This is a genomic window from Candidatus Methylomirabilota bacterium, assembly GCA_036002485.1.
Taxonomy (GTDB): Bacteria; Methylomirabilota; Methylomirabilia; order Rokubacteriales; family CSP1-6; genus AR37.
The window spans coordinates 1-11551 of record DASYTI010000210.1 but is presented as its reverse complement, the minus strand read 5'-3'; the positions used below and the strand labels follow the sequence as shown (position 1 = coordinate 11551).

Sequence of the window (11551 nt, the reverse complement as noted above, 5' to 3'; positions counted from 1 at the left end):
CGTGGTAGTAGATGCCGTAGTAGTCGGCCGCGAAGGCGCCCTTGCCGCGCGCGTGCGTGCGCATGTAGTGCTGCGCGGGCAGCGCGTTGTTCATGCCCGGGTCCTTGGGGAAGGGCCGGCTCAGCGAGATGGAGCGCCCGGTCTTCACGAGACGCGCCGCCGCCGCCCGCTTGGCGGGCGTGATCAGGTTGATAGCGCCGCGCTGGTCGTCCTTGCCCCAGCGGCCCCAGTTGCGGCGGTCGCGGATATAGGAGCGCACTTCCTGTTCGGTGGGGAGCGGCTTCTTGGGCATCGTGTTCCTCCAGGTCCGGTGACGTACCCCTCACCCTGCCCTCTCCCCCAATGGGGGAGAGGGATCAAAGCGAAGAATCAGGAGCCTATTCTCATCCCTCTCCCCCCGCGTCGGGGGAGAGGGCAGGGTGAGGGGGCCGCCGTTGAGAAAACATGTTCACGAGTAGTCCGCACTAGAGCATGTAACGCCTGAGCTGGTGGGCGGGCGTGAGATACCGCCCCACGGCCAGGCGGACGAAGATCAGCGAGGCCATCGCCGTCCCCGCCGCGAGCATGAATACTACGACGATCTGGTACTCGATGGCGACCAGCGGCGAGGAGCCGGCCAGGATCTGCCCCGTCATCATGCCCGGGAGCTGGACCACGCCCACCGTCATCATGCCGTTGACCGTCGGGATCATGGCGGCGCGCAGGGCGGCCCGGACCAGCGGCGGCACGGCCTCGCGCCCAGAGAAGCCGAGGGAGAGCATGGCCTCGACCTCATCGGCGCGCGCTCGGAGATCGCTCTGCAGCCGGTCGCCCGCCAGCGCCGCCGCCGTCATGGCATTGCCCAGGATCATGCCCGCCAGCGGAATCACGTACTGGGGCTCATACCATGGACGCACCTGGACCACGACGCCGATCACGTAGGCGAGAATCGCGGCCGTCGAGAGAGTCAGAGCGAGCCCGGCGATTCCATGGCGTCCGGGGATCGGCTTTCTAAGCCGAGACACGGCAGCCTGAGTGGCCACGGCCGTCATGGCGACCAGCATCAACAGCACCCAGTACCAGCGGGCCGCCGCGAATACGGCGGCCAGGATGAGGCCGACCGCGTAGAGCTGGACGATCGTCCGCAGACTGCCGAGGAGGAGATCGCGCTCGAGTCCCAGCGACTGCCGGATCGAGATCGCGATGACCACCGCGACCAAGACGAGGGCCACGCCGACCTGCCAGTACGACAGGTCGATGACGGATGCCGGAGCGCTCATCGGGGCTCGGACGGCGCCGAGGGCAGCTCGCCGGCCAGGAAGGCCTGGAGCCGCGGATCGCCGAGGACGGGCGAGGGGCCGTCCAGCGATGCCGAGGCTTCCACGCGGCCCTTGACCAGGTAGACGAGCGTGCCGCCCAGCCGCAGCACGAAATCCGGTTGGTGTGTCACGGCCACGATGCTGAGGCGGCGGGCCTCCCGCAGCCGCGAGACCGTTTCGATGACGAGCGTGGCGTTCGGCGGATCGAGCGCGGAAGTGGGCTCGTCGAGCAGGAGGGCCTCGGGGTTCCGGAGGATGGCGCGCGCGATGGTGACCCGCTGCTTCTCGCCGCCGGACAGCGTGGAGGCGTCGCGATCGAGTACTCCCGGATCGAGCCCGACGTCGGCCAGGCTGGCCACGAGACGCTCCTCGGAGAAGTCGTCTTCTGCTCCCGCCGACCGGAGCCGGAGATTCTCGCGCACCGTTCCCTCGAAGAGCACCGGCGTCTGCATGACCAGCGCGGCGCGGCGCCTGAGCTCTCGCGGATCAAGCGAGCGGATGTCGCGGCCGTTGAAGCGCACCGTGCCGCCCGTGGGCTCGGCGAGGCGATTGAGGCAGCGGAGCAGCGTGGACTTGCCGGAACCGGAGGGACCGACCAGGGCGAGGGCGCCGCCCCGCTCCACCTCGAGCGAGATGTCGTGGAGGATGGCCGCGGCCGACTGGCCACGGCCGGCGGGATGGGCCAGCGAGAGACGATCGGCCTGGAAGATGGGGTCCCGCGCCGGCTTGTCCATGTGGGCGCTCCGCCGCTCACGACCGCATAGCGCCGGCGGCGCGACTCGGGGGATCGGATCCGGTCAGGCGGACTTGCAGGTGAAGGTGTTGCTGCGCTGCATGTAGCTCGGGAATTTCTTCCAGCCGAACGACGCGAGGGACTGGCTATAGAGGTCGGCCTGCGACACGCGCGCCTTCTCCGCCGCCGCCTCGCACGCGGTCTGGTTGTCGTGCACGGACAGCGGGCGGAGCGTGCTGAGGAGCCGGTACTTCTCGGGCTCGCCCACCTGCTCCTGCGTCCACCAGAGGGTCCACGCCAGGAGCGTGGCCGTCGCGACCTTCCCCATCGGATCCTCCCCGGGGACTCTGCCCCTGTGGAGGCATTTCTATCACAGGATGCCCCTGCGCTCCGCACTTCCTTGGGCGGGGCTCATCACGCGTGAGTCCGGGCGTAAACGGCGGCGGCCATGCGCGTGTTGACCCGAAGCTTGGCATAGATCCGCTCGAGGTGTTTGTCGACCGTGCGTGGAGTGGCGTGGAGAATGACCCCGATCCTTCGGTTCGTCTTGCCTTCTGTCACCCAGTGAAGAACCTCGGCCTCTCGCGGGGTCAGCCCGAACCGCTGGAGCGCCCCGCAGTCGACGGTCTTCCGTTCCTCTTCGAGGACGAGCGCGACCTCCTTCACCGCCACCAGGAGTGATAGAGTTCTGCGCAGAGCTCTGATCTCAGCGGGGGAGGGTGACATGCCTTACGACCTCATCATCAGGAACGGGATGGTCGTCGACGGGTCCGGCTTTTCGCGCTATCGGGCCGACATCGGGGTCACGGACGGCCGGATCGCGGAAATCGGCCGTATCCGGGGGCCGGCACGGAGGACCATCGACGCTGAGGGGCTCTTCGTCGCCCCCGGCATCATCGACCTCCACACGCACTACGACGTCCAGCCTTTCTGGGATCGGCTCTGCACATCCTCCGTCTGGCACGGGGTGACCACGGTCCTCACCGGCAACTGCGGGCTGACGCTCGCCCCGCTGCGCCCCGAGCACCGGGAGACAATGCTGGCCACCTTCTGCTGCGTCGAGGATCTCCCCATGAGCTCGCTGAGCGCGGTGCTGCCCTGGACATGGCAGAGCTTCGACGAGTTCCTGCAGGCCATCGACATCGGGCTCGGCGTCAACATCATGCCCCTCGTCGGCCACAACCCGCTGCGCCTGAGCGTCATGGACGGCGAGGCCTGGGACCGCGCGGCCACGCCCGATGAGATCGCGGCCATGCAGGCTCTCCTGCGCGGGGCGCTCGAGGAGGGCGCGTGGGGCTGGAGCACGACGGTGTCGCCGACGCACGCCGGGCCGCAGGGGCAACCGGTGCCCTCACGGCTCGCCGCCCACGACGAGCGCATCGCTCTGGGCCGCACCCTCGGTGAGTTCAACCGGGGCGTCATTGAGATCCTTCCCCCCGGCGCCGGGCGGCCCGACGAGGCTGACCGGCAACATCTCTTCGAGGTCGCGCAGGCCAGCGGCCGGCCCGTGTTCTTCCTCGGCTTCGACGCCAGCGCGCGGAGCTACGTGGAAGGGGCGACGCAGCAGGGCGCGCAGCTCTACAACCTGCTCCGTGTCATTCCCTTCAATCCGCGCTTCACGCTCAAGAAGACCACCTATTTCGCCAATCTCGACGTGTGGGACGTCGCCATGGCCACGCCCTTCGAGGAGCGCATGGCGCTCTTCGCCAATCCCGAGAAGCGCCCGCAGCTGCGCGAGGCAGCCACGCAGCGGCAGCGCCGCCGGCCCGGCGTGCTCGGACGGTTCATCAAGTGGGACGCGATCATCGTCAGCAAGGCCGTCCTCGACAAGAACCGCGCGCTGGAGGGACGCACGATCGCCGACCTGGCCCAGGCCATGGGCAAGCACGTGGCCGATGTGATGCTGGACCTGGCCGTCGAGGAGAGGCTCGAGACCGAGTTCTTCCTCCAGTCGCGCTCACCGGCGGTGGACGTCGAGCTGGCGGAGTACGTGAAGACCGGCCACGCCATCCCGTCCCAGACCGACGCGGGCGCGCATCTCAACACGAACTTCTGCACCGCCGGTGAGTCGAGCTATGTGCTGGGCGAGTGGGTGCGCGAGCGGCAGCTCCTCACTCTCGAGGACGCCATCCGCCGCTTCACCTTCCAGCCCGCGCGCATCATGGGCTTGAGCGACCGGGGCCTCGTGCGCGAAGGCATGGTGGCCGACCTCATGGTGTTCGATCTCGCCCGGATCGGCGTCAAGGAGGACGAGATCACCCGCGACGGCCCAAGCGGCTCGCCGCGCCGCGTTCAGCGTGCGGAGGGCATCGAGCACGTGATCGTGGGCGGCGAGCCCGTCTTCGATCATGGCCAGCACACCGGTGCCCTTCCCGGCCGGGTGCTCCGCGCGCCGCGGCGGCCCTGAGCCACCTTGAGGTAACCCGGGCTGTCTCAACATGACACCCCAGATTATGACGGCTCAGCTCAGCGGGTAAGAGCCTTCCGCTTCCAGAGCTCCCAGGGCCGGCTGACCGTCCCCGCCACCGAAGCCTCGGCCTGGCGCGCCTCCTCGGGATCAAGGTAGGTGACCTGGCCGCCGCCAAGCGCCATGGCCTGGGCCTGGAGGCGCGCGTTGACCTCGGTGTACACGCTGCGGAAGACGACCAAGGGCAGGCTCGCGCCCACGACCACGGCCCCGTGTCCGCGCATGAGCGCCACGGGCCGCGTCCCCAGCGTGCGGGCCAGAGCCTGACCGAGCGCCGCGTTGCGCACCAGCATGTCCGTCATGCCGCCGCTGGCCTGGCGGATGTCGAAGACGGGCACGCCGGCCGAGAGAAAGGCGCTCATGTGATAGAGCGGACGCAGCGGCGCCGCGGTGACGCCGAAGGGGATGACGGATGGCGAATGGTTGTGGACGATGGCGCGCACGTCGGGCCGCGCCCGGTAGATCTCGCCGTGGATGAAGCGCTCCAGATAGCTCGTGCGGCCTTGCGGATCGACGGGCGTGCTGTCGAGGTCATACTCCATGATGTCGGCCGCCGTCACCAGCTCCGGCGCGATGGAGCGCGACATCAGATAGCGGTCCGCGGCCTTCTCGTGACGCACGCTCACGTGACCGTAGCCATCGACCACGCCCTGATCGACCAGGATGCGGTTGGCGGCGACCAAATCTTCGATGAGCTTCGGATCGACCGGGCCCGCCGTGGCGGGCGGTGTCTGGGCAAGCACGTCTCTCACTCCCGCGAGCGCGACGAGCGCGCAGGAGACGCCGAGCAGGACATGACGTCGGGTGAAGAGCTCCACGCGTACCTCCCTGTCGAAAATCGCTGCGCCACGCCCCGACTATAAACGACTCGGGCGCCATTTGCCCCCTTACCCTACCCTCTCCCCCGATGGGGGAGAGGGATCAAGGCGAACGAAGCCGCTGCATTCTCGATCCCTCTCCCCCAGTGGAGGAGAGGGCCGCAGTTCGAGCCGAGACGCCCGCCTCGGGCGACGAGGCGAGGGCTGAGTAAGACGAGGGGGACGGGCCCGCGGCCTCCCTTTATTCCCTCAGCGCGCCGGTGAGGAGGCCGCGGACGAGGTAGCGCTGCAGGCCGACCACGAGGGCGACGGGCGGGATGCTGGCGAGGATGGAGGCCGCGGCGATATCGCCCCAGGGCACCTCGAAGACCCCGGGGAAGAGCGCGAGCGCCACGGGGACGGTGCGGCTGGCCTCGGTGGCGGTGAACGTGTAGGCAAACAGGAACTCGTTCCAGGAGAAGAGAAAAGTCAGGAGGGCGGCGGAGGCGAGGCCGGGAGCCAGGAGCGGCAGCACGATCCAGCGGAAGGCGCGCGGGCGGCTCGCGCCGTCCACGGAGGCGGCCTCCTCGAGCCCGACGGGGATCTCCTGGAGAAAACCCGTGAGGAGCCAGATGACGAGCGGCAGGGCGAAGGAGGTATTGGCCAGGATGAGGGCCAGCCACGTATCGCGCAGCGACAGCGCGCGCATCAAGAGATAGAGCGGGCTCACCGTGGCGATCTGCGGAAACGCGGTGCCTCCGACGATGAGGAGGAGGAGCAGCGCCTTGCCCGGGATCGGATAGCGCGCGATGCCGTAGGCGCCGAAGATTCCCAAGCCAAGGGCGAGCACGGTGGTGATGATGCCGACGCCGAGGCTATTGATGAGGGCGCGGAGCATCACGCTCTGCCCGAGGACGACCCGGTAGTGCTCCCACGTGAGTCGGCTCGGGAAGAGCGGCGGCAGGACCATGAGCTCGGCCTCGGGCTTCAGCGACGTGAGGATTTGCCAGAAGAACGGCGTCGCGTAGGCCAGGAGGGCCAGGAGCACAGCCCAGTCTCGCAGAGACCGTGGCAGGCCGGCCCGCGCCATCACGCCGCGAGCCCTTCGTGGCGGAGCGCGCGCAGATATCCCCAGGCCACCAGCATCACGAGCGCGAAGACGACCACGCCGACGGCGGAGCCGAGCCCGAGCTGGACGGCCTGGAAGAGACTTCGGTACGCGTACACGGTGAGCGTCTCGGTGGTGCCCGCCGGGCCGCCGCCCGTGAGGACGAACATCAAATCGAAGGACCGGAGCGCATCCAGGGTCCGGAAGAGGACGGCGATGAGCAGGATGCGGCGAAGGAGCGGCAAGGTGATGCGCGTGAAGGTCGCCACGGCGCCCGCCCCGTCCATCTGGGCCGCCTCGTAGAGCTCGACGGGGATGGCGAGGAGGCGTGCGTAGCAGAGTACGGTGACGAAGGGCAGCGTGCGCCACACGTCGGCCAGAATGAGCCCGGGCAGGGCGAGCCTCGGATCGCCCAGCCAGTTCAGCGCGACGCCACCCAGCAGGAAATTCACGAGACCCGCGGCCGGGTTGTAGAGCCATTCAAAGAGCTTGGCCGTCACCACCGACGGCAGGGCCCAGGCCAGGAGCAGGAACGAGAGACCGACCCGCGCGCCCGCCCGCTGGCCGCGCAGCGCGAGAGCGACCAGGACGCCCCCGACCAGCTCGAGCGCCACCGAGGCTACCGTGAACACCAGGGTGACCTGGGCGGCCTTCCAGAATCGCGGGTCCGTGGCCAGGAAAATGTAGTTGCCGAGACCCTCGAAGCGCTCGACTCCGAAGATCGGGATGCGACGCTGAAGCGAGAGCCAGCCGACCCAGAGGGTAGGATAAAGGGTGAGCGCGCCCAGGGCGAGGAGCGCCGGCGCGACGAGAAGCAGGCCCTGCCCCGGCGCGCGCCGCTCGCTTCGCATGACGGTGGCGGCCGGCCCGCCCGGGCTCATTCCTGGAGATCCCGAAGGAAGAAGTCGAGCCGGCGGCGCGCGTCGGCTACGCTCCGTGCCGGCGTCTTGACCTTGACAAGCGCGGCCGACAGCTCGGGCTGGAGCGTGGTCGACATCATCACGTAGTACGGCGTGACCGGCCGGGTACGGCCCGCCAGGGTCAGGTCGTGGATGCGCGGGAGGTTGGGCGAAGCCCGCACGAGCTCCGGCTCGTGGTAGAGCGCCATACGTGTGGGCTTGGTGGCGCCGCTCGCCGTCATCGCCCGCTGCGCTCGCGGGCTGGTGAGAAAGCGCGCCAGCTCCAGCGCCTCGGCGGGGTGGAGGGTCTGCCGCGTGATCGCGAGGTGCGCCCCGCCCGTCGAGCCCGGCGCGCGCCGGCCGGCTTCATGACTCGGCAGCGGGGCGAGGCCCACCTTGCCCCGCACCGGCGAGCCGGGCTTCTCGAACATGTCGACGGCATAGGGCCAGCTCCTGAGGAAGACGGCCTCGCCGTTGCCGAAGGCCCGCCGCGTGACCTCCTCGTCGCCCGCGGTCACCCAGCCGGGGCTCGCCCCCGTGTCGATGAGCATGCGCATGAAGCGCAAGACTTGCTCCGCGCGCTCGGGATCGGGGAAGATGCGGCCGTCTTCACCCACGAGCGTGGTGCCGTCCGCCCACAGCCCTTCGAGCACATTGACCACCAGCCCCTCGTACTGTTTGCCCTGCCAGAGATAGCCCTCGAGCTTCCGGTTCTTCTCGCCGGCGCGGATCACGCGGATCTGCTCGAGCATCTCGACATAGGTCGCGGGCGGCCGGAAGCCGTAGCGGCCCAGCAGATCGCTCCGGTAGTAGAGCAGCCCCACGTTCATGATCCACGGCAGCGCCCAGGTCCGGCCGCGATAGGTGCCGGCCTCGACGGCCGAGGGGAAATGGGCCGCCAGCTCGTCGGGTGTGATGCCGGGGGTAAGATCGAGAATCCAGCCGGCCCGGGCGAACTCGGGCACCCAAATGCAGTCGAGCATCATGACGTCGAAGCCCGGCTGTCCGCCCTCGAGATTGATGACCAGGAACTGGCGCTGCTCGTCCGAGGTCCAGGGCAGCACCTCGGCCTTGACCCGGATGCCGGGATGCGCTGCTTCGAATTCAGCGAGCAGGCGAGGAATGGGATCGACGGGGCCGAGGATCTTGGCGTGCTTGAGGACGAGGGTGAGGGGGCCCCTGGTGTCGGGCGGGCTGGTGCAGCCGAGCAGCGCGAGGAGGCATGCGGCGAGAAAGAGGAGCGTCTGCGTGATCGTACGGCCCCCTGATCTACTCAGCCCTCGCCTCCCGGCTGCGCCGCTCAGCTCGAACTGCGGCCCTCTCCCCCGATGGGGGAGAGGGATTCAAGAAGTCTCTCGCCCGGGGGAGAGGGATGAAGAGGTCATCCTGAGAGGGTGGCGAGGAGGCGATCGACGCTCTTGGTGAGGCAGCGCTTGATCTCGTCTCGACAGGCGCGGTAGCGGTCCTCGCCCTGCTGGAACGGATCGTTGATGTCGCCTTCCTCGCCTGCGAGCTCCTTGAGCGTGAAGATCGGCCGCCCGTGCGCTTCCTCGTAGCCGGCCAGCATCTCCTTCTGCTGCTCGGTCATGGTCACGATCAGGTGGGCTTCGGCAATCACCTCGCGGTGGCGCCGCAGATCCGTCGAAATGATCGTGTCCTCGCCGAGATGAATCCCCTCCTCGCGCAGCACGATGCGCGCGTCGAGCGACGGGATCATGCCGTCGCGCGCGTGGTTGGCGATCCCGCCCGAGCGCACGAGCACGCGCCCGCGCGCGTCGCGCTCATCCAGCATCCTTTCGAGCAGGACCTGGGCCATCACGCTGCGACAGGTATTGGCGTGACAGACGAGGAGGACGGTCCTCACCGCCGATCCGCGGGCGATTGCCAGAAGCGCATACCTCCGGGAAGCGTCTTCCACTCGGCCTTGGGCCGCTCCTCCAGGCCCCTGCCGAAATTGGTGCCGATCGGCTCCTGCAGGTCGCGGCCGAGCGTCTCCGGGAAGAGCTTGACCAGCTCTTCGGGATCGATTCGGCGATCGGCCTCGAGCCGGCGAATCGGCTGGGGCGGGGCCATGAGGGCGTAGCCATAGCCGAAGGAGTGGAAGACCTGCCCGTTGACGCGCGCGGCGGCATCGCTGGCCAGGAACACCGCGAGGGGGGCGACATTGTCCGGGTCGCGCTCGGTACCCACGGCCTGCTCGCTCGGCCACTTGCCCGTCTCCTCGAAGACCTTGCGGCCTCTCGGCGTCGAGTCGATCATGCGCGTGGCACCGCTCGGCATGATGGCATTGGCCGTCACGTTGTACTTCGCCATCGCGTTCGCCGTCGACCACGTCAGCCCGATGATGCCCGCCTTGGCCGCCGCGTAGTTGGGCTGTCCGGGCGCGCCCAGCGCCGACACCGACGACATGCTGATGATGCGGCCGGCCTTCTGCTCGCGCATGGCGATGGAGGCGGCGCGCGTGCAATAGAAGGTGCCGTCCAGGTGCACGGCCAGGACCGCGGCCCACTCGTCTTTGCTCATGTTGAAGATCATGCGATCGCGCAGGATACCCGCGACGTTGACCAGGATGTCGATGCGGCCCCAGGTCTTGACCACCTGCTCCACCATCTCCGTCGCCTGCTGGTAGTCGGCCACGGAGCCGAAATTGGCCGCGGCGGTGCCCCCCAGCTTCTTGATCTCGTCGACGACCTGGGCCGCCGGGCCCGTGCCCACGCCCTCGCCGTCGAGTCCCGTGCCGAGATCGTTGACGACGACCTTGGCTCCGGCCGCGGCCAGCGCCATCGCTATCCCCCGGCCGATGCCTCGGCCAGCTCCCGTTACCAGTGCCGTCTTTCCGTCGAGCAGTGCCATGGTCACTCCTGTTCAGAGACGTGATTGATGGCGGCGGGACTGAATGCCCCGACCGCCGACACGGCGAGAACTATAAGCGACCTGAGGGCTCAGATCAAAGCGGGCAGGGGGGCGCTACGTCAGGTCGCGTACCATCTGCAGCTCCGCGATGGTGGGCGTGTGCACGACGGGTCTCGTCTTACCCGTAGGTCGGAAGCCGCACCTGCGGTAGAGCGCGATGGCGGGCTCATTGCCAGACGTGACCCAGAGGAAGAAGCTAGCAGCTCCACGCGTCCGCGCCCAGGCGGCCACACCCTCGACGAGCGCGAGGCCGACCCCGCGTCTGCGCTCCGCGCGGTCGACGAACATGCCTACGAGCACCGGGCCTGACTTCTCTGAGCCGTCTGGATCGTCCCCAAGCCCGGTCGCCAAGCCTACCCACCGGCCGTCCTGCTCTGCGATGAAGGTCACGCGATCACCCCCCGCCGCCCCGCCCGCCGCTCTCTCATGCCAGACGTGCTCGGGGAATGCCTCCTCACGGGCCAGTGTCGAGCCAAACGCCGTCGGGGCGTCAGCCAGGGCGTGAAGGCGCAGGGCGCGCAGCCGCAGGCCCTCGTCAGCTCGAATCCGTCGGACTTTCAGGCTCATGGGTCTTTCGCGCTTCGACCCCGGCGCTGGCGAGCAGCGTGTACTTGGCGAGAGTGTCGGGCGCGAGGTCAGGAGGCGGGTGGCCGCGCTCGACCAGGGCGAGGAAGTCGGCCAGCACCAGGGGGAAGTGGCTCTCGTGCCCCGAGGCGAGCCGGCGGGGCACGCGAATCTCCCAGCCGGAGCCGGACTCGGCGACGGCCAGGCCCGGATGCGCGTCTTGCCACGCGAGGACGGCGCGCTCGAGAGCGGCCTTGACCCGGTCCGCCTCGCGACGTGGAATGACCGAGAGCCGGCGCCGGAAGCGAGTCCCCGCGTGCTGCTCGACCCGGATCTCCGCTCGGTTGCCACGGACGACGGAGCGGTGGATGTCTCCGCCGCCGGGCGGCTGGGAGAGATCCCATCGCGAGTAGAGAGCCGCGGTGACGGCGCCGAGGCGGAACGACAGCTCGGCATTGCCGAAGTACGACAGCTCTGAGCCCGCCACGACGTCATGGAGCTCGGGGGGAAAGTCCGACCTGCCCGTCACACGCGCGAAGAGAGAGCGCGGCACCCGCGTGGCCCAGCGGCGCGCGGCGAGCAGCTCGAGCGTGGCCGGCGCGGCGACGCCCGGCGAGGTCGCCGCCACCAAGCGCTGGACCTGATCGACCATGTGCGTGGGGATATCCGCGATCCCATCGCCCTGGACCCGGACGTCGAAGTACCATTCCGGTCGACGAAGCGGCACGCCATTGACCGTCTTCTCCAGGTGGTGGACGCTCGAGATCTCGAT

Annotated in this window: 14 protein-coding genes; 1 reads left to right on the top strand and 13 read right to left on the bottom strand. The window is 69.0% G+C overall.

Annotated features, from left to right (window positions below; translation table 11 throughout):
• From VGT00_18865 to VGT00_18845, 5 genes are all read right to left on the bottom strand, one after another.
• The coding region (locus tag VGT00_18865) for a cyclase family protein (protein ID HEV8533493.1) at positions 1–292 on the bottom strand (292 nt) is incomplete at its 3' end.
• Between the two features lie 172 nt (positions 293–464).
• Positions 465–1259 carry an iron export ABC transporter permease subunit FetB gene (gene fetB / locus VGT00_18860; protein HEV8533492.1) on the bottom strand — a complete coding sequence of 265 codons (795 nt, stop codon included), beginning with the start codon at positions 1257–1259 and terminating at the stop codon, positions 465–467.
• Positions 1256–2032, bottom strand: coding sequence for an ATP-binding cassette domain-containing protein (locus tag VGT00_18855; GenBank protein ID HEV8533491.1), 777 nt, complete (start codon positions 2030–2032; stop codon positions 1256–1258). Before VGT00_18855 ends, fetB begins: the two co-directional genes overlap by 4 nt.
• Positions 2033–2095: 63 nt before the next feature.
• Positions 2096–2359 carry a hypothetical protein gene (locus tag VGT00_18850; GenBank protein ID HEV8533490.1) on the bottom strand — a complete coding sequence of 88 codons (264 nt, stop codon included), beginning with the start codon at positions 2357–2359 and terminating at the stop codon, positions 2096–2098.
• Positions 2360–2445: 86 nt separating this feature from the next.
• The gene (locus VGT00_18845) at positions 2446–2703 is read right to left on the bottom strand and encodes a helix-turn-helix transcriptional regulator (GenBank protein ID HEV8533489.1); all 258 of its coding nucleotides are present in this window, start codon (positions 2701–2703) and stop codon (positions 2446–2448) included.
• A gap of 52 nt (positions 2704–2755) precedes the next feature.
• On the opposite strand from VGT00_18845, the gene VGT00_18840 reads away from it, so the two are divergent.
• Complete coding sequence (locus tag VGT00_18840; GenBank protein HEV8533488.1) at positions 2756–4438, top strand: amidohydrolase family protein; 1683 nt, start codon at positions 2756–2758, stop codon at positions 4436–4438.
• A 59-nt stretch (positions 4439–4497) separates the two neighbouring features.
• On the opposite strand, the gene VGT00_18835 is transcribed toward VGT00_18840, so the two are convergent.
• From VGT00_18835 to VGT00_18800, 8 genes are all read right to left on the bottom strand, one after another.
• Positions 4498–5316 carry a class II aldolase/adducin family protein gene (locus tag VGT00_18835; protein HEV8533487.1) on the bottom strand — a complete coding sequence of 273 codons (819 nt, stop codon included), beginning with the start codon at positions 5314–5316 and terminating at the stop codon, positions 4498–4500.
• Between the two features lie 241 nt (positions 5317–5557).
• A complete protein-coding gene (locus VGT00_18830; protein ID HEV8533486.1) occupies positions 5558–6343 on the bottom strand; it encodes a carbohydrate ABC transporter permease in 786 nt (261 codons plus the stop codon).
• A gap of 41 nt (positions 6344–6384) precedes the next feature.
• Positions 6385–7284: a sugar ABC transporter permease gene (locus VGT00_18825; protein ID HEV8533485.1), complete on the bottom strand. Its 900-nt coding sequence runs from the start codon at positions 7282–7284 to the stop codon at positions 6385–6387.
• The gene (locus tag VGT00_18820; protein ID HEV8533484.1) at positions 7281–8417 is read right to left on the bottom strand and encodes an ABC transporter substrate-binding protein; all 1137 of its coding nucleotides are present in this window, start codon (positions 8415–8417) and stop codon (positions 7281–7283) included. Before VGT00_18820 ends, VGT00_18825 begins: the two co-directional genes overlap by 4 nt.
• 266 nt (positions 8418–8683) lie before the next feature.
• Entirely contained in the window at positions 8684–9166 is a 483-nt protein-coding gene (locus tag VGT00_18815; protein ID HEV8533483.1) for a hypothetical protein, read from the bottom strand.
• Entirely contained in the window at positions 9163–10155 is a 993-nt protein-coding gene (locus tag VGT00_18810; protein ID HEV8533482.1) for an SDR family oxidoreductase, read from the bottom strand. The genes VGT00_18815 and VGT00_18810 overlap by 4 nt, the downstream gene beginning before the upstream one ends.
• A gap of 114 nt (positions 10156–10269) precedes the next feature.
• Positions 10270–10782, bottom strand: a complete 513-nt coding sequence (locus VGT00_18805; GenBank protein HEV8533481.1) for a GNAT family N-acetyltransferase — start codon at positions 10780–10782, stop codon at positions 10270–10272.
• Positions 10751–11551, bottom strand: an 801-nt coding sequence (locus tag VGT00_18800; protein ID HEV8533480.1) for a putative oxidoreductase C-terminal domain-containing protein, incomplete at its 5' end; no start/stop codon positions are given. The genes VGT00_18800 and VGT00_18805, both read right to left, overlap by 32 nt.

What these genes read in the sequence shown, in the direction of transcription:
- VGT00_18825 (HEV8533485.1), bottom strand. Translation starts at nt 7,284, where the DNA reads ATGAGCCCGGGCGGGCCGGCCGCCACCGTCATGCGAAGCGAGCGGCGC.
- fetB (HEV8533492.1), bottom strand. Translation starts at nt 1,259, where the DNA reads ATGAGCGCTCCGGCATCCGTCATCGACCTGTCGTACTGGCAGGTCGGC.
- VGT00_18850 (HEV8533490.1), bottom strand. Translation starts at nt 2,359, where the DNA reads ATGGGGAAGGTCGCGACGGCCACGCTCCTGGCGTGGACCCTCTGGTGG.
- VGT00_18810 (HEV8533482.1), bottom strand. Translation starts at nt 10,155, where the DNA reads ATGGCACTGCTCGACGGAAAGACGGCACTGGTAACGGGAGCTGGCCGA.
- VGT00_18855 (HEV8533491.1), bottom strand. Translation starts at nt 2,032, where the DNA reads ATGGACAAGCCGGCGCGGGACCCCATCTTCCAGGCCGATCGTCTCTCG.
- VGT00_18840 (HEV8533488.1), top strand. Translation starts at nt 2,756, where the DNA reads ATGCCTTACGACCTCATCATCAGGAACGGGATGGTCGTCGACGGGTCC.
- VGT00_18805 (HEV8533481.1), bottom strand. Translation starts at nt 10,782, where the DNA reads ATGAGCCTGAAAGTCCGACGGATTCGAGCTGACGAGGGCCTGCGGCTG.